Source organism: Erythrobacter sp. 'gip.4 top 5' (genome assembly GCF_056495765.1).
Map to the genome: position 1 here is coordinate 1,356,197 of NZ_CP200270.1, position 23,079 is coordinate 1,379,275.

At 62.6% G+C, this 23,079-nt stretch carries 20 protein-coding genes; 10 read left to right on the forward strand and 10 right to left on the reverse strand.

Annotated elements, in window-relative coordinates; genetic code table 11:
• Window positions 1-21: 21 nt before the first annotated feature.
• Both tatB and tatC read left to right on the forward strand, forming a co-directional pair.
• Window positions 22-447, forward strand: coding sequence for a Sec-independent protein translocase protein TatB (gene tatB, locus ACRANW_RS06385; RefSeq protein ID WP_479433693.1), 426 nt, complete (start codon window positions 22-24; stop codon window positions 445-447).
• Window positions 434-1,243, forward strand: coding sequence for a twin-arginine translocase subunit TatC (gene tatC, locus ACRANW_RS06390; RefSeq protein ID WP_479433694.1), 810 nt, complete (start codon window positions 434-436; stop codon window positions 1,241-1,243). Before tatB ends, tatC begins: the two co-directional genes overlap by 14 nt.
• Here the strand turns inward: tatC and ACRANW_RS06395 are convergent, their stop codons facing one another.
• Entirely contained in the window at window positions 1,244-2,899 is a 1,656-nt protein-coding gene (locus ACRANW_RS06395) for an amidohydrolase (protein ID WP_479433695.1), read from the reverse strand.
• Between the two features lie 134 nt (window positions 2,900-3,033).
• Between ACRANW_RS06395 and ACRANW_RS06400 the strand changes: the two genes are divergently transcribed.
• The 4 genes from ACRANW_RS06400 (at window position 3,034) to ACRANW_RS06415 (ending at window position 11,941) form a co-directional block, all read left to right on the forward strand.
• Window positions 3,034-4,296 (forward strand): threonine ammonia-lyase, encoded by a 1,263-nt coding sequence (locus ACRANW_RS06400; RefSeq protein WP_479433696.1) that lies wholly within the window; start codon window positions 3,034-3,036, stop codon window positions 4,294-4,296.
• 199 nt (window positions 4,297-4,495) lie between these two features.
• The gene (locus ACRANW_RS06405; RefSeq protein ID WP_479433697.1) at window positions 4,496-5,353 is read left to right on the forward strand and encodes an arginyltransferase; all 858 of its coding nucleotides are present in this window, start codon (window positions 4,496-4,498) and stop codon (window positions 5,351-5,353) included.
• Window positions 5,322-7,694, forward strand: a complete 2,373-nt coding sequence (locus ACRANW_RS06410; RefSeq protein ID WP_479433698.1) for an autotransporter assembly complex protein TamA — start codon at window positions 5,322-5,324, stop codon at window positions 7,692-7,694. Before ACRANW_RS06405 ends, ACRANW_RS06410 begins: the two co-directional genes overlap by 32 nt.
• Entirely contained in the window at window positions 7,694-11,941 is a 4,248-nt protein-coding gene (locus ACRANW_RS06415; protein ID WP_479433699.1) for a translocation/assembly module TamB domain-containing protein, read from the forward strand. Before ACRANW_RS06410 ends, ACRANW_RS06415 begins: the two co-directional genes overlap by 1 nt.
• 79 nt (window positions 11,942-12,020) lie before the next feature.
• On the opposite strand, the gene ACRANW_RS06420 is transcribed toward ACRANW_RS06415, so the two are convergent.
• Window positions 12,021-12,581, reverse strand: a complete 561-nt coding sequence (locus ACRANW_RS06420) for a lysozyme (RefSeq protein WP_479433700.1) — start codon at window positions 12,579-12,581, stop codon at window positions 12,021-12,023.
• 209 nt (window positions 12,582-12,790) lie between these two features.
• On the opposite strand from ACRANW_RS06420, the gene ACRANW_RS06425 reads away from it, so the two are divergent.
• The gene (locus ACRANW_RS06425; RefSeq protein ID WP_479433877.1) at window positions 12,791-12,997 is read left to right on the forward strand and encodes a helix-turn-helix transcriptional regulator; all 207 of its coding nucleotides are present in this window, start codon (window positions 12,791-12,793) and stop codon (window positions 12,995-12,997) included.
• Entirely contained in the window at window positions 12,994-13,650 is a 657-nt protein-coding gene (locus ACRANW_RS06430; protein WP_479433701.1) for a hypothetical protein, read from the forward strand. Before ACRANW_RS06425 ends, ACRANW_RS06430 begins: the two co-directional genes overlap by 4 nt.
• A gap of 78 nt (window positions 13,651-13,728) precedes the next feature.
• On the opposite strand, the gene ACRANW_RS06435 is transcribed toward ACRANW_RS06430, so the two are convergent.
• The 8 genes from ACRANW_RS06435 to ACRANW_RS06470 form a co-directional block, all read right to left on the reverse strand.
• On the reverse strand, window positions 13,729-14,130 hold the full coding sequence (locus ACRANW_RS06435) for a hypothetical protein (protein WP_479433702.1): 402 nt from the start codon (window positions 14,128-14,130) through the stop codon (window positions 13,729-13,731).
• 250 nt (window positions 14,131-14,380) lie between these two features.
• Window positions 14,381-14,989 carry a hypothetical protein gene (locus tag ACRANW_RS06440; RefSeq protein ID WP_479433703.1) on the reverse strand — a complete coding sequence of 203 codons (609 nt, stop codon included), beginning with the start codon at window positions 14,987-14,989 and terminating at the stop codon, window positions 14,381-14,383.
• Between the two features lie 194 nt (window positions 14,990-15,183).
• On the reverse strand, window positions 15,184-16,143 hold the full coding sequence (locus ACRANW_RS06445; RefSeq protein WP_479433704.1) for a calcium/sodium antiporter: 960 nt from the start codon (window positions 16,141-16,143) through the stop codon (window positions 15,184-15,186).
• 149 nt (window positions 16,144-16,292) lie between these two features.
• Entirely contained in the window at window positions 16,293-17,702 is a 1,410-nt protein-coding gene (gene glnA, locus ACRANW_RS06450; RefSeq protein ID WP_479433705.1) for a type I glutamate--ammonia ligase, read from the reverse strand.
• A gap of 80 nt (window positions 17,703-17,782) precedes the next feature.
• Window positions 17,783-18,121 (reverse strand): P-II family nitrogen regulator, encoded by a 339-nt coding sequence (locus tag ACRANW_RS06455; protein ID WP_479433878.1) that lies wholly within the window; start codon window positions 18,119-18,121, stop codon window positions 17,783-17,785.
• A gap of 233 nt (window positions 18,122-18,354) precedes the next feature.
• Window positions 18,355-19,281, reverse strand: a complete 927-nt coding sequence (argC, locus tag ACRANW_RS06460) for an N-acetyl-gamma-glutamyl-phosphate reductase (protein WP_479433706.1) — start codon at window positions 19,279-19,281, stop codon at window positions 18,355-18,357.
• Window positions 19,282-19,287: 6 nt separating this feature from the next.
• Window positions 19,288-19,650 (reverse strand): hypothetical protein, encoded by a 363-nt coding sequence (locus ACRANW_RS06465; protein WP_479433707.1) that lies wholly within the window; start codon window positions 19,648-19,650, stop codon window positions 19,288-19,290.
• Window positions 19,651-19,754: 104 nt separating this feature from the next.
• On the reverse strand, window positions 19,755-21,140 hold the full coding sequence (locus ACRANW_RS06470) for a leucyl aminopeptidase family protein (RefSeq protein WP_479433708.1): 1,386 nt from the start codon (window positions 21,138-21,140) through the stop codon (window positions 19,755-19,757).
• A gap of 89 nt (window positions 21,141-21,229) precedes the next feature.
• Between ACRANW_RS06470 and ACRANW_RS06475 the strand changes: the two genes are divergently transcribed.
• Window positions 21,230-22,162 (forward strand): PdaC/SigV domain-containing protein, encoded by a 933-nt coding sequence (locus ACRANW_RS06475; protein WP_479433709.1) that lies wholly within the window; start codon window positions 21,230-21,232, stop codon window positions 22,160-22,162.
• A gap of 32 nt (window positions 22,163-22,194) precedes the next feature.
• Window positions 22,195-23,022 carry a type I methionyl aminopeptidase gene (gene map, locus ACRANW_RS06480; protein ID WP_479433710.1) on the forward strand — a complete coding sequence of 276 codons (828 nt, stop codon included), beginning with the start codon at window positions 22,195-22,197 and terminating at the stop codon, window positions 23,020-23,022.
• Window positions 23,023-23,079: the final 57 nt, after the last annotated feature.

The following is a 23,079-nucleotide window of genomic DNA, read 5'->3' on the forward strand; positions in this document are numbered from 1 at the left end:
GGCGGCGCGCCCGCATCTGACATGTTCGACATCGGCGTCGCAGAACTGCTGGTCATCATCATCGTCGCGGTCGTTGTGATCGGGCCGAAAGATCTTCCGCTCGCCATGCGGGTGGCCGGTCGCTGGATCGGCAAGATGCGGCGCATTTCCGGCCATTTCCGCTCGGGCATCGACACGATGGTGAGGGAGGCCGAACTGGAGGACATGGAAAAGAAGTGGAAGGCGCAGAACGAGGAAATCATGCGCCGGTCCGCCGCTTTGACCGAAGCTGAAGCGGGCGCTCCGGTGATGACCGGCCCGCCATCGCTCGAAAAGTCACCACTCGAAAAGCCTGCCTCCGAAACGCCGCCCGCTGCGTTTGATCCGCCGCCGATCGAGCCCCTGCCGGCCGATGCACAACCACTGCCTGAAACTCCTCCCAAAGGCGGCGACCATGTTCAAGGTTGACGACCTCGACGAGACCCGTGCGCCGCTGCTCGATCATCTGGTCGAACTGCGCACCCGTGTGATCCGCGCCTTGCTGGCGCTGGCGGTGGGGTTTGGCGTGTGCCTGTATTTTGCCAACGACATCCTCGGCTTTCTGGTGTGGCCGCTGGAACGCGCTTTCCCTGAAGGTCAGGGCCAGTTGATCTTCACCAAGCTGCCCGAAGTGTTCTTTGTTGAACTCAAGGTCGCGTTATTTGCTGGCTTCATGGTCAGCTTCCCGGTGATAGCGAACCAGTTATGGGCGTTCATCGCGCCGGGGCTGTATGCACGAGAGAAGAAGGCGTTTCTGCCGTTTCTGCTGGCAACGCCGGTGCTGTTCCTGAGCGGCGCGGCGCTGGCCTATTTCGTGGTCATGCCGACCGCTTTCGTGTTCTTTTTGGGCTATGGCGGCAAGGCCGGGAACCTGACCTTGCAGGCCTTGCCGAGCGCGGAGGAATATCTCGGGCTTGTGATGCAGTTTATCCTCGCTTTCGGGATGACTTTCTTGTTGCCAGTGCTGCTGCTGCTGCTCCACCGCGCCGGAATTATCTCGCGCACGCAAATGGCGGGCGCGCGGCGTTATGTGATCGTTGGCATCTTTGCAGTCGCCGCGATTGTGACACCGCCCGATCCCGGATCGCAGGTGATCCTCGCGTTGCCGCTGATTCTGCTGTTTGAAGCCTCGTTGGTGCTGATGCGCTTTCAGGACAAGGCCGTCGCGGCGGACAAGGCCGCGCGCGAGGCCGAGGAAGCGACGGAGCGCGCTGCGGCAGAGTAGCTATTCCGCGCCGGTCATTTTCACACCGCCAATCCACACCTGAAAGATCTGCGTTTCGCGCAAGGCTTCGGGCGACGCGAACAGCGGGTCGCGGTCGATCAGCAGGAAATCCGCCCGTTCGCCGGGGATGAGGCGGCCGAAGCGACCTTCCGCAAAGCCCGCAAAGGCCGCGCCGGAGGTGTATCCAGCCAGCGCCTGTTCCCGGCTTACCGTTTCTTCAGGAAACCAGCCGCCGAAAGGCTGGCCGTTGGCATCGGTGCGGCTGATCGCGGCGGCCATTCCGGCAAAGGGATCGGCCGGTTCCACCGGTGCGTCCGAACCGAACGCCAGCCGCCCGCCGACGCTGATGACGCTGCGCCACGGATAGGCGCCATCCAGCCGGTCCGGCCCCAGCCGCGCTTCGGCCATCAGCCGGTCGGAGGTCTGGTGGAGCGGCTGCATCGAGGCGATGGTGCCGTGCTGGCCCAGCCGCGAAAGATCGACCGGATCGATGATCTGCGCATGTTCGATCCGCCAGCGCCGGTCGCCCGTGTAGCTTTCTGACAGCTCCTGGACGGCATCGAGCACCTCGGCATTGGCGGCATCGCCAATGGCGTGAATGGCGGTCTGGAAGTTGTCCATGCTGGCGCGGCTCATCAGGTTGCGCAATTGCGCAGGGGTCAGCAGGGGCAGACCGCGTGCGCCCGGATCGTCATGATAGGGTTCCTTCAAGCTCGCCCCGCGGGATCCCAGCGCGCCATCGAGATAGAGCTTGATCCCGCCCATGCGCAGCTTGTCGTCATAAAGCCACGCGGTGGGCTCTGGCCCGGCAACGGTCTCCAGCGTCTCGAACGTGTCAGCGTAAGCCATGATCCGGATCTGCAAGCGGCCCTGATCGCCCGCGCGGCGGAAGGTCGTCCAGTCCGGCATTTCGGTGCCCATGTCGGCCACTGCGGTGACGCCTTTGGCGAGCAGCGCCTTCTGCGCCGCAGCAAAGGCCAGGTCACGGTCTTTGGGGCGAGGGGCAGGCACGACCTTGCCCACCAGCCCGACCGCATTGTCCACAAACACGCCCGCAGGCGCGCCCTTGGCATCGCGGATGATCTTGCCGCCCGCCGGATCGGGGGTCTTGGCGGTGACGCCGGCGGTCTGGATGGCAAGCGTGTTGCCCCAGTTGGCGTGGTTGTCCGCGCGTTCCAGCCACACCGGGCGGTCAGACACCACCGTGTCCAGTTCCGCCGCCGTCGGAAACCGGCCCAGGCCCCACTTTTCCTGATTCCACCCGCGCCCAATGATCCACGGGCGGCCTGAATTGGCATCGGCAAAGGTCTTGATTTTGGCGAGCGCATCTTCAAGCGAGGTTGTGTCCGACAGATCGAGTGTCATTGCCGCAAAGCCGATGTCCATGACGTGCACATGGGCATCGATCATGCCCGGGATCATCACCCGGCCTTCACCATCCAGCCGGTAATCGACCTGCGGCCGCTTGTCGCCGCGGTCCAGCACCGCTGTGACCTTGCCGTCCGCGTCGAACACCAGCGCGCTGAAGCGTTTGACCTTGCCTTCGGCGTCAAGTGTTACGCCATCGACATTGTCGACCAGCGTATCAGCCCATGCGGGGGTAGACAGCGCGAGAATGGAAACAGCAGCAAAAGCGGCGGAGACAGTGCGGAGCATGACAATCCTTGAAAATGCTGGGAGAGCGCGGTGCCTATCGCCTTCCCGCACGCTTGCCAACGGCTCGTTCGCATACGAAATCGGTGCGGGGCCGATTGCCCTTACGTCCCCAAGGCTCTAATCGCTCCGTCGCCATGTCGACACAACCTGCCTCTGCCAGCCCCAAGGGTGCCGCCGCCACGCCGGCCGACCTGACCCTGGATCACGTCCGCGCCGCGGCCGCCCGCATTCGCGGCGCAGTGGTTGAGACGCCGATGATGCATTCGATCACGCTGTCAGAAATCACCGGCGCGGATATCTGGCTGAAGTTTGAAAATCTCCAGTTTACCGCCGCTTACAAGGAGCGTGGCGCGCTGAATGCGCTGCTGCTGCTGAATGACGAGCAACGTCGCCGGGGCGTGATTGCGGCCTCGGCAGGCAACCATTCCCAAGGTCTTTCGTATCACGGCACCCGTCTGGGCGTGCCGGTCACCATCGTCATGCCGAAAACCACGCCCACGGTGAAGGTGATGCAGACCGAAAGCGTCGGCGGCAAGGTGCTGCTCGAAGGCGAGACCTTCGATGAAGCCTATGCGTTCGCCCGCAAGCTGGAAATCGAACTGGGGCTGACCTTCGTTCACCCGTTCGACGATCCCGATGTGGCTGCAGGGGCGGGCACGGTTGCGCTGGAAATGCTTGAAGTGAAGCCCGATCTTGATTGCATCGTCACGCCGATTGGCGGGGGCGGGCTGATTTCGGGGATGGCGACGGTGGCCAAGGCGCTGAACCCGAATATCGAAGTCGTGGGCGTGCAGGCGGGCCTGTTTCCGTCCATGTTTGATCGGATCAAGGGCGCCAACCTGCCGTGCGGCGGCGATACGCTGGCTGAAGGCATCGCGGTCAAGCAGCCGGGCGATTTCACCGCCAAGGTGATCGCAGAGCGGGTGGACGATATCCTGCTGGTCGATGAACCTGCGCTCGAAAAGGCGGTTGCGCTGCTGCTTCAGATTGAAAAGACCGTGGTTGAAGGCGCGGGCGCGGCGGGGCTGGCGGCGGTGCTGGGCAGTCCCAAGCGGTTCCGAGGTAAAAGCATCGGCCTTGCGCTGTGCGGGGGCAATATCGACACGCGCCTTTTGGCGAACGTGCTGCTGCGCGATTTGGCCCGCCAGGGGCGTCTAGCGCGCCTGCGGATCACCTTGCAGGATCGCCCGGGCGCGCTGTTCAAGGTGATGCGCCTGTTTGACGAACACAACGTCAACATCATCGAAATCTATCACCAGCGGATTTTCACGACCCTGCCAGCCAAGGGGCTGATTACCGACATCGAATGCGAAGCGCGCGACGCTGAGCAGGTCGAGCGGTTGGTCGAAGGCCTGCGTGCCAAGGGATATATCGTCCAGCTGGTTGAGCTGGGCTGAACCCCGCGCGCTGGAACAGGACGAAATCGTCCCGCCTGGCATCCTCACACACGCCCTTTTCGACAGGTTGCGCGATTGCCTGCGCAATTCGCGATATTTTCATGGTTAAAGGACTTTTACCGGAGCACACGTACGGGCATAAGATTTTCTTAACGGTTTCGCCATTTGCGATTCAACACAAGAAGGACTGGCTCCATCCGTGACGGCTCCGATCCGCTTTCCCCGGTTCTTTGTGACCAGCCCTGCGCCCTGTCCCTATCTGCCGGGGCGGAGCGAGCGGAAGGTTTTCACTGAGCTGAAAGGCCCGCACGCCGATCAGCTGAATGAAGCGCTGGGCCGCATTGGCTTTCGCCGCAGTCAGACGGTTGCCTATCGCCCGTCGTGCCTCGATTGTGAGGCCTGTGTTTCGGTGCGCGTACTGGCCACGCAATTCCAGCCGTCGGCCACGCAGAAGCGCGAACTCAAGCGTAACGCCGATCTGATCGTCAATGAATGTCGCCCTTGGGCAACCGATGAACAATTTGCGCTGTTGGCGCGCTATCTTGGCGCGCGACATCCCGATGGCGGCATGTCGGCGATGGATGAGCTCGATTACGCCGACATGATCGAACACACGCCCGTCGGCAGTGTCGTGACCGAATATCGAGAGCCTTTGCCGGACGGCAAGCCAGGGCGGCTGGTGGGCGCCTGCCTGACCGATCGGCAGGGTGATGGCTTGTCGATGATCTACTCCTTTTATGAACCCGATCACCCGGATCGCGCAGGTTTGGGCAATTTTATTATCCTCGATCATATTCGCCGGGCCGCCGATGAGGCATTGCCCTATGTATATCTCGGATATTGGGTCGAAGGCAGTCCGCGTATGCAATACAAGGTTCGCTACCGCCCGCTTGAGCGGCTGACCCGCGAAGGTTGGCAGCGCATGGAAGCGGATGAACAGCATCGGTTGATTGCGGCTGCTACGGCGCCGCGGCAATCGCAAGACGAAGGCCTAGTCGCAATGGGCGCAGGTGCTCGGGGCAAGGATGGCCAACCTGTCAAGTTCTCGGCAAGCTGAGATCCAGCGGCATCTCAAGCTCGGTCTCGCGATATTTGCCGGATTGGGTCAGGGAGCGCTGGCACTAGGCGCGTTTCCGGCTGCAGCGCAGCAGGCGGCGCCCGATGAAGACTCGCGTCCGCAGACTGGGCCTGTGCCCGATGGCGAGCCGGGGGATGTTTTGGTCGGGGATGCTGAACCGGCCCCGGTGCCACAATCGCTTGACGATCTGATCCCGGCCGATGCCGTGACCAATCCCGAAGATTGGGCAGCCGCGGGGGTGGCTAATACTGCTCCAGTGGTGGTGTCGGACAATGATTTTGTTGACGGCGGTAGCCCTGCGTCAGGCGACCCTTTGGAGGGTTTTCTCCCGCCGCCAGACCCTGCCTTGCAGCCTGCTATTGATGGCGTCTTTGCAGATTTTTCGCTGGAGAATCCCCAGCCGCTTGATCCCGATCCGGAACTTGAGGCTCTGGCTTCAATAGCGCCGCCGACGCTGGGTGATCTACCGGAACTGGCAGAAACAAAAATCTCCAGCACGCTAGTGCTTGCTATGCCAGAGGCCGAGGACGCCTTTCCGGAAAAGGACGAATTCGTTCAGCGGTTCAAGGATCTATCGACCTTGCGCTTGCTCGATGATGGCGATGAATCCGGCCCGCAAGTTGCTGCCCGGGCGCGTGCTGACGAGGTGTTGTTGGGCGATATCCTGCGCACCTATGGCTATTACGACGGCGAAGTGGTGCGCCAGCTTTCCGGTGGCAGGCGCGCTGGCAACGGCAATGATGATGCGGCCGAAGCCGAGCAGGCGGCCCAGGCCGCCTCGCGTGAACCGAGCGTTCGGTTCGATATCCTGCCCGGCGCGCTCTACCGCTTTGGCCGCGTCGATTTGGGCGGTCTGCCGGCCCTACCGGAACCGGACGCGTCCCGCCTAATCGCAGCCTTCGGGATCAAGTCGGGGGATCCGCTGTATGCCGATCGGATAATCGAGCGCGAGCTTGAATTGCGCGTCGCGCTCGGCGAGACGGGTTACCCCTTCGCTGAAGTGTCTGAGCCCGCTTTGCTGATTGATCACGCCCGCGTCGAAGGTGATCTGACACTGCCGGTCGTGCCTGGTGGCAAGTATGTTTTCGGCGAGATCGTGAGCAGCGATGATCGCTTTCTGTCCGGTCGGCACATCGCCGAAATCGCGCGTTTTGATGAAGGCGATGTATTCCAGCAAAGACTTGAAACCGATCTGCGCCGTGCGATTATCGCCACCGGCCTTGTCTCCAGCGTATCTGTCACGCCGCGCGAAACGCGCAGCCCGCAAGATGGTGTGCCCGGCGAAGTCGCACTCGATGTCGAATTTGAACGCGCCCCGTTGCGCACCATCGCCGGTGCGATCGGCTACGGCACCGAAGACGGGTTCAAGCTTGAAGGCCGGTGGGAACATCGCAACCTGTTTCCGCCCGAAGGCGCGCTGCGGCTGCGCGGTATTCTCGGCACACGCGAAGCGCTCGCCAGCGTGGGGGTGCGGCGCAACAATTTCCTTGGCCGCGATCAGGTGCTGAGCGCGGATCTCTATGCCAGCGACATCACCACGCTGGCGGTGGATTCGCGCGGCTTTGGCTTGCGTGGAACCTTTGAAAAAGTGTCCAACATCCTGTTCCAGAAACCGCTCAGTTTCCAGGTTGGCGGCGAACTGCTTTACACCGACGAACGCAACTTCAATCGTCGCTTGCGCGACGAACCGGATCTCACGCTTCCGAGACGGGCGTTCCTCATCGGCGGAGTGTTCGGCAGTGTGACGCTGGATGCGAGCGACGATCTGCTTGATCCCACGCAAGGCTACCGCGCAACGCTCTTCGTCGCGCCCGAGGTTTCACGCTCGGAAGGGACGCAGTCGTTTTATCTGCGCTCGCAGGCAGACGCAACCTATTATCAGTCGATCGGATCGACCGTGATGGCAGGGCGGGTACGAGCGGCGACGATCCAGGGCGCAGGGATCGAGGCGATTGCGCCTTCGCGCCGGCTGTATGGCGGCGGCGGCGCGTCCGTACGCGGCTACGGCTTCCAGGGCGTTGGGCCGCGCGACGAGCAGGGCATCCCCACAGGGGGCGCCTCGCTTGTGGAATTCGCGCTCGAGGCCCGCATTGCAACGCCGCTGTTCGATGGCGCGGTGGAAGTCGTGCCCTTCATCGATGCAGGTTCGGTCTCGCGGGGATCGACGCCCAATTTTGAGGAAATTCGCTTCGGCGCAGGGATTGGCATACGCTACAAGACGACCTTCGGTCCGATCCGCGTCGATGTCGCCACGCCGCTCAACCGCACCGAGTTTGATAGCCCGGTGGTGGTCTATGTCAGCTTGGGTCAAGCTTTCTGATGACTGAAGACACCGCCATCCCGCCTGAGCGTGAGCACGAGACTATGCCTCTGCGGGGCAGCGGCGTGTGGCGGCGTTGGCGCAAGCGATTGGGCTGGGCGCTGGCGATCCTCCTGGGACCACTGCTGCTGATCGCGCTGTTTTTTGCCACCCCGATTGGCAAGCGTTTCATTGCCGATCAGATCGCCAGCGTGGCGCCAGCATCGGGTCTTAGGTTTACGATCGGACGGATCGAAGGCGATATTTACCGGCAGGCCGTGCTGCGCAATGTGGTGGTGAGCGATACTAAGGGTGCGTTCCTGACCGTTCCCGTGATGCAGCTCGATTGGCGACCGCTGAATTGGCTGTGGAGCGGACTTGATATCCGTGAAGTCACCGCACAGCGCGGGCGCCTGACCCGCTTGCCGGAACTGCTCCCCGGCGATCCTGATGCGCCCCTGCTGCCGAATTTTGATATCCGGATCGACACGCTCAGGATCGAGAATCTGGTGATTGCCCGAGGCGTCGCTACCGATAGTGACGAGCGCGCCAATCTTGTCGCGCAAGTCGATATCCGCCGAGGGCGCGCGCTGATTGATGCCAAGGCGCAATTGGGGGCGCAAGACCGGATCAATCTGTTACTTGATGCTGAGCCTGATGGGGACCGGTTCGATCTTGCAGCGGACGTACGCGCGCCTGCGGGCGGCGTGCTGGCGGGGTTGGCGGGGCTGGAAGAAGGTTATGCCGGGCGCATCGTTGGCGACGGCACCTGGACACGCTGGCGCGGCGCTGCGACCGCGCGGCGCATCGGTGACAGCGCACAACCGCCGGTTGCCGCATTCCGGATCAGCAACGATGCAGGACGCTACGGTGTGATTGGCCAGCTTCGCCCCGGCCTTTCCGGCGAAACGCTCACTGCCCGTGCGCTGGGGGAGACGCTGTCGCTTGCGGTCGGGTTCAAGCTGGAAAATAGCGTGATCGAGGGGAGCGCGACCGCTGTTTCAGATGCGGTGGACCTGCGCGCCGCCGGCGTGGTCGATCTTGCTGACAATGTCGTTGACGGGGCGCGGGTACAATTTGCCCTTCGCGATCCCGACCTATTTGGCGAAGCGTTGCAAATCGAAGGCGGACGCTTGGCCGCGAATCTTCAGGGCGCGTTTGACGATCTTGCGATCAAACATGAAATCGCCGTTGCCCGTTTGGCCGCTTCGGGCATTATCGCCACTGGACTGGCGCAGGACGGCGTGGGCCGCATCGACGGAAAGGTTCTGAGCCTTCCGCTTGCACTCACGGCCGAACGCGTGACCACTGGCAATGCCTTTGCCGATCCGCGCCTGGTCAAGGGCCGTATCACAGGTCTTCTGACCTATGACTTCGCGCGCCAACGCCTCGTCGCTGATCGCACGCAGATCGACTTCCCCGGGCTTGACGCCACATTGACATTGCGCGGTGACATTGCCAGCGGTGCCTACGCGATCGCAGGCCCGATCACAGCCAGCCGCCTCGCCATCGAAGGGGCGGGCGATGTGACCGCCAACGCCAAGATTCTGGCCAAGTTCGGCCCATCGGTGCCCTGGAGCCTGCGCGCCAACCTCGCAGGCGTTCTCAGCCGGATCGGCAATGCCACGCTCGTCAATCTCGCTGGCGAACAGGTCCGCTTCAGGGGCGCGTTCAGCATGGGCGCGAACGAGGCGATCGTGTTTCGTGATACCGTGATCACCTCACCCCGGCTCAACGCCCGGCTCGATAGCCGGATCGTGACCGGTGGAGGCGTCACCCGCACCGTGCTGGCGGGCAGCGGGCGACAGGCGCAATATGGCCCCTTCAGCTTTGACGCCGAAATCGCGGCAGATGGCCCGCGCGCCGTGTTAGTGCTCGCCGATCCTTACCCCGCTGCCGGCCTCAAGGACGTGCGCATTGCGTTGGCCCCTAGCGATCAGGGCTTCGGTCTGGATGTGGCGGGACAGTCTTTGCTCGGAGAGTTCGAAGGCGCCCTGCAACTGATCCTGCCCGCGGATGCGCCGACGCGCGTAGCGATTGATCGGCTGGATGTCTATCGCACCACTGTTACCGGAGAGGTGGTTCTGGCGGACGCAGGTCCATCGGGCGATCTCAGACTGACAGGCGGCGGCGTGAACGGCACCGTCGCGTTCCGTCCGCAGCCCGTCGATGCCATCGGCTTTGCTGTCGATCTGGCGGCCCGCAATGCAAGTTTCGGCGGGGCCACACCGATCAGCATCGCCAGCGCTGACATTACTGCGACCGGGCGCTATGCTGAAAGCGGCACCAATGTCGATGCCGATGTCACCGCGGCCGGGCTTGAATATGGTGGCCTAAACCTGGCCAATCTCACAGCCAAGGCTGCGATTGCCAATGGTCAAGGCAAGGTCACAGGTGCACTTTCCGGACGCCGTGCGGATCGCTTCGCACTCAATTTCGATGCTGATGTCGCGCCAAGCCGGATCGCAGCGGTCGCGCGGGGCCAATATGGCAATGCGCAAATCACGATGCCACGACGCGCTGTTCTGACTGCCCGCGAAGATGGCGATGGTTGGCAGCTGGCCCCCACCCAGGTTGGTTTTGGCGGCGGCTTTGCCATCGCGCAGGGCAGCTTTGGGGGCGGGACCACCGCGCTTGAGCTGAAGCTGGCGCGGATGCCTCTGCGCCTGCTCGATCTGGCGGGGGCTGACCTTGGCCTTGGTGGACGTTTGACAGGAGTGCTCGATTATCGTCAGGATGGCCGCGCACCGCCGACCGCCACCGCACGGGGCCGGATCAACCGTTTCAGCCGTGCTGGCTTGGTGCTGTCGTCCAAGCCGGTCAACGTGCTGGCGGTAATTGATCTGACAGCTTCGCAGCTCACTGCGGCAGCGCGCCTGTTTGAAGGTGAGGACCGGCGCGGTGATGTGGCGTTGCGGATATCGGGTCTTAGCGCAGACGGTGCGCTGACGGATCGCTTGATGCGGGGCCAGCTGGGCGCGCGTCTGACCTTTGATGGCGCAGCCGAGACGCTGTGGCGCCTTGCCGCTATCGAGGTTTTCGACCTGTCTGGCCCGTTGCGGATCGCCGCGCGTGCCACCGGTACGCTCGCCGATCCGCGCATTACCGGCACGCTCGCAACCGATGACCTGACTCTCGAAAGTTCGCTTACCGGCACGCGCGTCAGCAATATCAATGCGCGCGGACGCTTTGCCGGATCGCGGCTTGAACTGGTGCGCTTTGCAGGCTCGACCGCCGGTGGCGGCACGATCAGCGGGAGTGGCACGGTTGATCTGGGCGGGATCAGCGCGACACGCGGACCGCAGATGGACTTGCGCGCAGCCGTAAACAACGCGCGCATACTGAATGCCAATGGCCTTGAGGCGACCATCACCGGGCCCTTGCGGATCGTATCCAACGGCTTGGGCGGAACGATTGCCGGGCGCGTCACGATTGATCGGGCGGCTTGGGCGCTAGGGATCGCGGAAGAAGATGCCGCTCTGCCGCGCATTGCCACGCGGGAAATCAATGGCGAGGACGGGCGCGCTCGGACGCAAGTATCAGGACGTGATGCCGCCTGGCGCTATCTGGTTAATGCCAGCGGGCCAAACCGGGTCGCTGTCGACGGTCTTGGGCTTGAAAGCGAATGGGGTATCGATATCGCGCTGCGCGGTACGGTGGACGATCCGCGCATCGGCGGCAGTGCAAGGCTGGTGCGCGGCGATTACACCTTTGCCGGAACACGCTTTGAATTGACCCGTGGGCGGATCCAGTTCGACGTGAACGAGCCGATCAATCCGCGGCTGGATGTGCTGGCCGAAACCGCGAAAAACGGCACCAATGTCGATGTCGCCATCACCGGCAATGCGCAGTCGCCCTTGATTGCCTTTTCGAGCGATCCTTCCTTGCCCGAGGAAGAGATCCTTGCGCGGCTGCTGTTTGGTGGATCGGTGACTTCGCTTTCCGCAACCGATGCCTTGCAGCTGGCTGCGGCGCTGGCGTCGTTCCAAAGCGGGGGTGGGGGGCTTGATCCGATCGGGGAATTGCGCCGTTCGATCGGGCTTGACCAACTGCGGATTGTCAGCGCCGACCCGTTGATCGGGCGCGGCACGGGCGTGGCGATTGGCAAGAACATCACCCGCAACATTTATGTTGAACTGGTGACCGATGGGCGTGGCTATAGTGCGACGCAGATCGAATATCGGATCACAAGCTGGCTGGCACTGCTGGGGACGGTGTCAACCATCGGGCGCGATTCGGCTGTGGTGCAGGTGAGCCGTGATTATTGATTAAGAGGTAGAGATGCGATCCGGCCTGCGATCACCCCTTGCGTGACGCGAAGCAGGCGCCTTGACTACAGCAGCTTTCTCAGTCCGCACTCAGATACAATTCGGCTTCGGCGGCGCGGCGGCGCACAAGGCCTTTGAGCACGCGCCCGCCGGCACGGTTCCAGCGGGCGAATTCGCGCGCTGCGCCTGCATGATCGCCCGCAATATGCTTTCGCGTCAGCGTGGCGCGGGCAATCGCGCCGGTGTTGTAGTGAAAGCTGACTAGCGCATCGAATTGGGCCTGATTGGTCGGGGCGGCGCCGATTGCGGCGGCAACTTCGGCCGCATAACGGACCAGATCCTGCGCCAGCCTCGTGTCGCATTCGGCCTGCGTCCAGCGCGTGCCGGGACCGATGCGCCCGCCATTCACGTGATCGTGCCCCGTCGCGCCCCAGCCGATGGTCCACGGAGCAGCCCCCGTGCCCGGATCGGGATAGGCTTCAACCATGCCATCGGTGCGAAGACGCGCGCAGCCTTCGAACCGCTTGATCAGGGCAATCCCTGCGGCGCTGACGCGGTGCGGAGCCGGTGGTGTGGTTCCGGAAAGAGCAGCCAATCGGCGGATCAGCGTAAGCAGCGAAGAGGACGGCTTATAGGGCATGGGAGATGCGCCTCCATTGGCAGTGAGGCGAACGCATTGCGCATAATCGCTTGCAGTAGGAAAATGGTTTTATGCAAATGGGGTGACAAGAGGTCTTGACTGACAAGAGTTCTTGACTGTAAAGAGCTCTTGTCAGGCTCGGCCTTGGGCAGGCCTCCTAATCTCCCGCGGCTGGGATGCACGTGAATAATTCGCTGGTCAGGGATTGCGTGGAAAACCGTTTGAAGCACCATCGCGAGGCACACGGCTGGAGTCAGGGTGAGTTGGCCCGGCGGCTGGGTGTGTCGCGTCAGACGATCAACGCCGTCGAGACCGACAAGTATGATCCGTCACTGCCGCTCGCCTTGCGCATGGCGCGTCTGTTTGATGTTACCGTGCCGGAACTGTTCATCGATCATTGGGAGCCTGAAGCATGATGTCCGACAACAAGTCCTCCGCCATGCCCCGCTGGGTGCGCAAGCTGCTGATCCCCGCCCTGATCGGCGGCGTTGCGGGGTTTGCAGCCACGGCCGCGATGATGCGGTTTATCGATAGTTCTGCCGTGGGAGGGCTCAATGCATCGGGGACCATCGCCGCGGTAGTGGGCGTGCTTTATGCCGTGATCGGGATCAGTATAACGCTCGGCGCGGCGAACCCAAAGATTGGCGAGCGGTTCCTGAATGTCGAAGATGCCGACGAACTGCGCGAACAGAAGAAGGTGCTCAGCCTTTCGAGTTGGGCCATGACGCTGTGGGGTGTGGCGCTTCTCGCGTTGGCACTTGCAGCGCCCGGTGGCCCAGTGCCGCAGGCTGCAGCGCTGCTGGTGGCGGCGAGCGGACTGGTGATCGGGACAGTGCTGTCCGCGTTGATCTACCGCGCCTGCGACGAGTTGATGCTGGCGATCAATCTCGAGGCCGGAGCCTGGGGTTTCGGGCTGGTCTTTCTCGTGGTGGGCCTGTGGTCGATCCTCGCGCATCTTGGTTACGCCGCCGCGCTCGCGCCACTTGATCTGCTGACGTTGTTCTACGTGCTGGTTCTGATGGCGAGCTTCATTGCCGTTGGACGGCGCGGGATGCTGGCGCCCCGCTGACGCCGGCCGGTGGCAAGATCGACCGTTGCGTGGCGGGCTTCGACCCCAGGCGAGACCGTGCCAAAACGGCTCTCGAGATCATAGGAAAGCCCCAGCGCGCCCGACACAGCCGTCCGAACGGAAAATGCCGACATTGTCGGGCAGGCTCCTCTCCGTCATTTCAGTACTGTTGGCGCCGTCGTGGAGCGCCATCAGCGCACTGCCAAGCGGCAAGCCCGTTGATGAAACACGCATGTGCGTGAGATCGAGCGGACGCCCGGTGACAGCCACCTTGCCGCCCTGGCGCGCCTTGTCCGCTATGCGCAAGCGCGCTTCGTTGAAGTTCTGCCGCAGTTTGAGCGATCGCGCTGAAAGTGATTGCACCGCCTGTTCGTTCACTGGAGGCAGCGCAGCAAATGTAGTGCGGATCGTATCGGCAGTGACGAAATTGAGATCGTAGAGCCCCGCAAGCGCCGCGTTTGGACAGTTCTGATCGAACAATTTCGCGCATGCGCGCTGAACGGAGCTGCTAGGTTGATCACGGCGCCGTAGCTTTTTGCCACGATTTCCATCAGCACGGCGTCGTCCAGATAGGTGAACAATTGGCTGAGGATAGCCGGCAGCCTTTGAGCTGTGAAGGCGCCGGATACCCCATCTGTGGCGCTACGGATCCTGTGCGCTCGGCCGAGACCGTCGACTAACCCGGCGACGCTTAGCCCGGCAGGGCCGCGCAGTGTCACGCGGTCAATTGTCACCGTGCTGCCGGGTGTCCTGGGCCAGCATTGTCAAGCGTTACGTCGAAGTCGCGTAGAACCACGCCGGCCAAGCGGTTGCCGTCGGCCATGCCGATGCCGCCCGGCGTCGGCGTGAACGCGCCGGTGGAAAGATCGGAACAACCCTGCACGCCGGTCCCGGCAGCCGGACCCTGGATGCAGACCTGACCAAATTGACCCGAGGTGCCAAGGTTCTCTTCACCATGCTTGCGCGGCACCCCGGTCACCAATTCTCCCTTTGCGCCGCTGATGCGGTAGTTGGCGCCCTGCAAGGACACCCAATGGGATGCGTCTTCCCAGCTTCCGTTGCACGCCTTCGCTCCGACATAGCAGTAGGGATTGTTCTGGGCGATCCAGTCCCAATAAAATGGAGCGGCGGTAAAATGGCGCCCTGCCGTAGCTGGAACCTGGCTTCGGATCGAAAAAGCGCGAACCGCCTGACGGCACACCGATCCCGCCTGTCGCACCTGTGGTGCCGACGCCGCCGCACTGGTCTGAGCGTGTGCACTTGCGCCACCCAGCACGAAACATGACGAGGCGATCTGCGCCATCAGCGCTGGAAAAACCCGGCCAACACGCACAATCATGGATCCTCCGGGGGTTTTTGCGACCTGAAACCTGCCGATGATGGCTCGCTGGCACCCGGCAAACTAACCCTCTGACCGAACGAAGCATCTCAGAGTAATAGAAACCCGTAGCCGTGGCTTTATGGCATCACAACGCGCATGATGGTTGATCAAACAGGCCTATCGCATCACGCGATAGGGGACATTGCAGCCAATCAGCGCATGGCCAGCAGCGTGGTGTATCCTGCATAAAGCAGCACAAGCAGCCCACCTTCGATGCGCGAGAGTTTCCAGCCACTGCGCAATTGCACAAGCAGCAAGGCGGTCACGCCAAGCATCACCCAGATGTCAAAACCGGCGATCTCGGCGGGAACCGCGATCGGGGTGATCAATGCCGTAGCCCCAAGAATGCCAAACAGGTTATAGATGCACGAACCCACCACATTGCCCAGCGCGACATCGCCGTGCTTGCGAAGCACAGCAACGACACAGGCGATCAGCTCAGGCAAGGACGTGCCAACCGCCACGACGGTGAGGCCGATGACGCTTTCCGATACGCCCGCCGCGCTCGCGATGACGGTTGCACCGTCGACAAGGAAGCCCGCGCCGAAAACAGCAGCGGCCAAGCCTGCGATGATCATTCCCACCAACACCACCGGGCCGGTGTTGGGTGGCACCGGGTGATCCTCGACCTCGGCTTCGTGGCGCGCGCCTTCAGGGCAGGGGGCGGCGCTTTCGGATTTGTACGCCCACCAGATGTAACCGATCAACGCGGCAATCAGCACGACGCCCGGCAGCCAGCCGATCACGCCCAGAAGCACCGCGCCGGTTGCCAGCACGGCCGATCCGCCCATCGCGAGGGAATCGCGGGCAAACGAGGCAGGGTTCACTGCCAGCGGCATGATACACGCCGACACGCCCAGCACGAGCAGGATGTTGGCGATATTTGATCCAACGACATTGCCCAACGCAATACCTGGCGATCCGGCCAGCGCAGCCTGCACGCTGGTCGCCAGTTCAGGCATTGACGTGCCGAAGCCTACGATTGTCAGCCCTGCCAACAGGGGTGAGATGCCCAGCCGCGCTGCCATGCCGACGGCTCCGCGCACCAGCAATTCGCCGCCCACCGCCAGCAAGACAAGGCCGGCTGCCAATAGCAGAAGGGATTCGGTCATGCATATCCTCGTTTAACGTTCCGTGTTGCGTCCTTACTGCCCGCCCACCCCGAGGTGAAGTGCGCAGGGGCAGGGCACGAAAAAGGGCGGGGAAATCGCTTTCCCCGCCCTCGATCCTGACCGTGCACTGCCATGCGGTGCAAAGCGATTTACATGCTGTAATACATATCGAATTCAACCGGGCACGGGGTGGTTTCGGTGCGCATGACCTCTTCCCACTTAATCTCGGCATAAGCTTCGATCTGGTCCTTGGTGAACACGTCGCCCTTGAGCAGGAATTCGTGATCGGCGGCCAGGCTATCCAGCGCTTCACGCAAGGAACCGCACACGGTCGGCACTTCAGCCAGTTCTGCCGGGGGCAGATCATAGAGGTTCTTGTCCATCGCTTCACCCGGATGAATCTTGTTCTCGATCCCGTCCAGACCCGCCATCAGCAATGCCGAATAGCACAGGTAGGGGTTGGCCATCGCATCGGGGAAGCGGAATTCCACGCGCTTGGCCTTGTCGCCCGTGCCGTAAGGAATGCGGCACGAAGCTGAACGGTTGCGCGCCGAATAGGCCAGCAGCACTGGCGCTTCGAAGCCGGGCACCAGCCGCTTGTAGCTGTTGGTGGTCGGGTTGGTGAAGGCATTCAGCGCCTTGGCATGCTTGATCACGCCGCCGATGAAATACAGGCACATTTCCGACAGGCCGGCATATTCATTGCCGGCAAACATCGGCTTGCCATCCTTCCAGATCGAAATGTGGGTGTGCATCCCTGAACCGTTATCGGCCTTGATCGGCTTAGGCATGAAGGTTGCGGTCTTGCCATAGGCATGGGCGACCTGGTGCACGACATACTTGTAGATCTGCATCCGGTCGGCGGTCTGCACCAGTGTGCCGAAGGTCAGGCCGAGTTCGTGCTGGGCGGCGGCGACTTCGTGGTGGTGCTTGTCGCAGGGCAGGCCCATTTCAAGCATGGTCGACACCATTTCGGCACGGATGTCGACGGCGCTGTCAACCGGCGCGCACGGGAAATAACCGCCCTTGGCACGCGGACGGTGGGCCATGTTGCCTTGGTCGTATTCCTTGGCGGTATTGGTGGGCAGTTCGATATCGTCGATCGAAAAGCCGGAACCGGCGTAGCCGTCTTCAAAGCGCACATCGTCGAACATGAAGAACTCGGCTTCCGGGCCGACATAGACGGTGTCACCAATACCGGTCGACTTGAGGTAGACCTCGGCGCGCTTGGCGGTGGTGCGCGGATCGCGGCTGTACCAGTCGCCGGTCGAAGGCTCGACGATGTCGCAATTGATGATCAGCATCGGCGTGGCGCTGAAGGGATCGATCCATGTTTCGGTGAGATCGGGCTTCAGGATCATGTCGGACTCGTTGATCGCCTTCCAGCCCACGATCGACGAACCGTCGAACATCAGGCCGTCTTCAAGCTCGTCTTCGCCAAGAAGCCCAGCCACCATGGTGAGGTGCTGCCACTTGCCCTTGGGATCGGTGAAGCGCAGATCAACCCACTCGATTTCCTCGTCCTTGATGAGCTTGAGAACATCTTTTGCGTTCGACATTTTGAGTGTGCCTTTCGAGTATCATCGTAACCGTTCTGCCCAATTCCATTCAATTTTGGGCAGGCAGGAGAGGTGGAAAATCAGACCGCGTCGTCGTTGGTCTCACCGGTGCGGATGCGCAGCGCGCTTTCAATTGCGGTGACGAAGATCTTGCCGTCGCCGATGCGTCCGGTCTGCGCAGCTGCGGCGATGGCCTCGACCACACGCTCAACCTGATCGTCGGAAACGACCACTTCAAGCTTCACCTTGGGCAGGAAATCGACGACATATTCAGCGCCGCGATAAAGCTCAGTGTGGCCCTTCTGGCGGCCAAACCCTTTTGCTTCGGTGACGGTGATCCCGGACACGCCGATTTCATGCAACGCCTCCTTCACCTCGTCGAGCTTGAAGGGTTTGATGATCGCTTCGATCTTTTTCACGTCGTCCCCGTCCGATTGGCCCATCCGCGCTTGGCTGGATTGCTGACCGATTCTTAACAAGAACCGTGCCAAGCCTTGTTGTTGTGGCTGCGAACGATCCTTGCCGCTTGAAGACTCAAGGGGCCGGATGTCTTTCACCGGAGTTTGATGGGTAGCAACATTATGGTGCACTGCGCAATGGGTGCACAGCATCTGATCGGGGCCTGCCCAAATTTTAAGCAGCAACTTAAGGCTTACAAGCGAAGGCCCGTGGCCTCCGGCAGACCGCACATGATATTGAGGTTATGGATCGCCGCGCCCGATGCACCCTTGCCGAGATTATCGAGCCGGGCAACAAGCCGGGCGTGCCAGCCCCCTTCATTGCCAATAACATGGAGCGTCATTGAATCGCTGGGCGGTGCGCTGCGTTCCAGCAACAGCTCTCCCGGGGCCGTATCGTCGGCGACCGAAATTATGGCGGAATGGGCGTAGAAATCTCGCAATGCCGCGCGAAGCTGCGGGGCACCCGGGCCACCCGGCATTGCGCCCAAATGCAGCGGCACCTCAACAACCATGCCACGATAGGCGGGCACCACGGCAGGAGCAAAGATCACGCCATGCGCCAGCCCGGCGTAACACTTCATCTCAGCGCGATGCTTGTGCACCATGTCAAAACCATAGGCGCGAAATGCGGGCGCGCCTTCTGCCTCAAAGCGTGCAATCAGCGTATTGCCGCCGCCAGAATATCCACTCACGGCGTTGACAGTGAAGGGCCAGTCGGCGGGTAGCAGCCCGGCACGCACCAATGGTGCGATCAGCCCGAGAAAGCCGGTCGGGTAGCACCCTGGATTGCTCACCAAACGCGCATTTGCGATGGCGTCGTGCCCGATCAGTTCGGGAAATCCATAAGTCCAGCCAGATGCCACCCGGTGCGCGCTAGAGGCGTCGATGATGCGTGTAGAGCCGCCTTTGACAAGCGTCAGCGCGTCCTTGGCCGCCTCATCCGGCAGGCAAAGGATGGCAATGTCCGCCGCGTGGAGCGCATCGCGCCGGGCGCTTTCATCCTTGCGCTGGGCATCGTCCAGCACCAGCAATTCGAACTCGTCACGCCCCTGCAACCGCTCGCGGATTTCGAGGCCGGTGGTGCCTGCCGCACCGTCGATGAACAGCCGTATCGCCATCGCGCGTCAGGCCTCAGCCGGAACGAGTTCACTCGCCCGACACCAACCGCTCGGCCCTTGCGGCCCCGGACATCCCCACACCCATTCGCCTGCAACATCAAGCAGTTCAAAGCGGCTTTCGGGTGCAAGCTGCACAAACACCTCGGCATCATTGCGCGGAGAAAGGCGAAGACCTGCGCCAGTCGCGCTGATCATGCGGACTTGGGGGACGACATAGTGTGCGGCCAAATGAATGCCCGCGAGCGCGACGTGCGCCAGATCGCCGCGCAGGGGGAGCGTGCCGGGCGCAGGCTTTTCGACCGGGCCTTTCAGGCCCAGCACGCCCGCAGGCACTGCGTATTCCGGATTGTCGCGCTCCGCGCCGTTCATCTGTGTTCCGTCAGCCCCGGTTGTCCCGCTCGCGCACTGGCCAGTGTCGGCGTGGCAGGGCCGTTAGCGGCAAGCGGCCCGTGGAGCAAGGCTAGGCCGATCAATCATTGGCCATACCGGGCGCGCAAGGCGTGCCATGATGCGCGCAAGCCAAGACCGCGGCCTCCGCGTGAGCGGCCCGGCTTGGGCGCAGGGGTCCAGGCGAAGGTGTCGAAATGCACCCAGTCCAGCCCCTCATCGACGAAGCGGTCGAGAAACAGTCCTGCAACGCTTGCCCCGGCAAAGGGATTGGACGCGGAATTGACCATGTCGGCAATGTCCGAAGCGAGATATTCGCGGTAGCCCTCGTGCAGTGGCAGCCGCCAGGGCGCGTCGTCATGAGCCTTGCCCGCTGCCAGAAACGCGTCCGCGGTTGCGGCCTTGCGCGCCATCATTGCGGGCAGATCAGGGCCGAGCGCCACACGCGCTGCGCCCGTCAGGGTGGCAAAATCGACGATGAGATCGGGCTTTTCCTCCGATGCGCGGGTCAGCGCATCCCCTAGGATCAGCCGCCCTTCGGCGTCCGTGTTGTCGATCTCCACGGTCAGGCCCTTGCGGCTTTTCAGCACATCGCCGGGGCGGAAGGCGCCGCCCGAAATGGCATTTTCCACCGCGGGGATCAGCAGATGCAGCCGCACTTTCAACCGCGCACCCATGATCAGCCCGGCCAGCGCCAGCGCATGGGCCGCGCCGCCCATGTCCTTCTTCATCAGCCGCATCCCTGCGCCCGGCTTGATGTTCAGGCCACCGCTATCGAAGCACACGCCCTTGCCGACGACCGCCAGCACCGGGTGCGAAGGATCGCCCCACGTAAGATGCATCAGCCGCGGGTCATGATGCCGCGCCGCCGCCCGGCCTACCGCGTGGATCATCGGATAGTCCTGTTCCAGCGTATCGCCACGCACCACGGTCATTTCCGCCTTGTGCGTCTTGGCGAGCGCTGCGCACTGGGCTTCGAGCGCGGCTGGCCCCATGTCTTCGGGCGGCGCATTGACCAGATCGCGGATCAGGCTTTCTGCTTCGGCTTCGGCCGTCAAACCTTCGATCTGTCCGACTTGCGTGGTCAGCAGCACGCGGGAGCCTTGGCCCTTGTCCTCGCTTTTGTAGCGGGTGAAGCGATATTGGCCGGTGATCCATCCGAACATCGCCGGGCCGGGCTGCGCATTGGCGACGCGGTACACCCCTTCGGGCAGGTCTTCGGCAAGCTTGGCCAGGCACCAGCTCGACAAGCTTTCCGGATTTGCGACTCCGCCTACTGCGAACCAGCCGTCCCCGTCAGGAACGATGGCGACCTGATAGCCGCTGCCATCGAATTTCTGCCCAGCCAACGCCGCGCACTGCCCGGTTTTCAGCTCTTTGGCGAAGGCTTCAAAACCGTCCTTGTTGACCAGATAAATGGCCGTCGCCTCTTCGCCGCGATCGGGCCGGATCAGTGCTTTGGGTTCGCTCATCTGTGTTCCATAGTCCGCGCACGCCGAATGTCACCAGCAGATTCGGGTCAGCAATTTGAGAAGGCAGGGGATCTACGATGCGCGCCATCATGTTCCACGTGAAACATCAGGCAAGACCGGGCAAGAAGGGGTCTAGCGGGGGTCTGGCGGAGGCAAGCGCCTTGCCCGTCCGGACAGGCAGGGGTCTGCTTCGGGCAAGCACGGTGGCGATGCTGGGGGCGATGTTGGGACTTATGCTGGCGGCATGTACCGCGCCCGGCGATGTCGCCGAACGCTCCGGCGCGCAACAGGCTTCGGCGGCGCCAGTCCCCCCGGCTCCGCCCCTTCCGCCCGCTCCAGCACCGGGCAAGACCGATTTCACCGACAATGCCAGCAAGGGCGAGGCGACGCGCGAATTCGCCTATAGCTGGCCCGCCGAAGTCTCCGCCGTCCCCGCGCTGACCGCGCGCTTTACCGCCGAGCGTGACCGGTTGCTGGCCGAACAGAAGGCCGACTGGAACGGCGCATTGCGCGAATTTGCCGGCAGCGACTGCGTGGCCTGCATCAACCGGGGCTTTGAAAAGACGTGGGAAGTGATCGCCGATCTGCCGCGCTTCCTTTCGCTCTCGGCCAGCTTCTACGCCTACACCGGCGGCGCGCATGGCAACAGCGCCTATGACGCGCTGGTGTGGGACCGCGAGGCGCGAGCGGCGTTCGATCCCAAGGCCATGTTCCGCTCGCCTGCCGCCTTGCAGGATGCGCTGGGGGCATCGTGGTGCAAGGCATTGGAAACGGAACGCAAGGCCCGGCTGGGCGCGGATTACAGCGAAGACAGCATCTTCACCTGCCCACCCATCGCCGATCTGACCGTGCTGGTCGGTTCATCGGACAAGCAAAGCTTCGACCGGATCGGCCTGATCGCCGCGCCTTACGTGGCCGGATCTTACGCAGAAGGGGCGTATGAGGCGACCTTGCCCGTCAACGCGGCGGTTTTTGCGGCGGTCAAACCCGAATACACGGCGGTTTTCGCCCGCACAAAGTAGCTTTTTGCGCATGGCATTGCTATGTAGTCGCCATGCACGATTATCAACTCGTTGACGGCGATCAGACCGTCTACCGCGATGGCACCATCAAGCTGCATGGGGCCGAAGGCTTTGCCGCGATGCGCAAGGCAGGCGCGCTGGCTGCCGAGATCCTCGATGCCCTGGCCGACATGGTGAAGCCTGGCGTGACCACCGGCCAGCTGGACGATGCGGTGCGCACCATGACGCTCGATGCCGGCGCTGTCCCCGCCACACTGGGCTACCGGGGCTATGCGCATAGCTGCTGCATCTCGATCAACCATGTGATCTGCCACGGCATTCCGGGCGACAAGGTTTTGAAGGATGGTGACATCCTGAACATTGACGTGACCCCGCTGGTCGATGGCTGGCACGGTGATACGTCGCGGATGTTCTACGCGGGCGAGCCTTCGCTCAAAGCCAAGAAGCTGGTCGAAGTGACCTATGAATGCCTGATGCTCGGCATTGCCGCCGCGCAGCCCGGCGCACGGCTGGGCGATATCGGCGCGGCGATCGAAGCGCACGCCAACCAGTTTCGCTACGGCGTGGTGCGCGAGTTCTGCGGCCACGGCGTCGGCCGCCTGTTCCACGACGCGCCCGAAGTGGTCCACGCCGCCAAGGCCGGGACCGGGCCGGAACTGAAGGCGGGCATGTTCTTCACCATCGAACCGATGATCAACCTCGGCAAGCCCTGGGCGAAAGTGCTGGGCGATGGCTGGACGGCGGTGACGCGCGACAAAAGCCTGTCGGCGCAGTTCGAACACTCGATAGCGATTATGGAAACGGGCAACGAGATCTTCACGAAGAGCCCGACGGGGCGGGATTGCCCGCCTTACGTGTAACACTCGTCATTGCGAGGCGCCGAAGGCGGCGTGGCAATCCATGAACTGCGGCTGCGG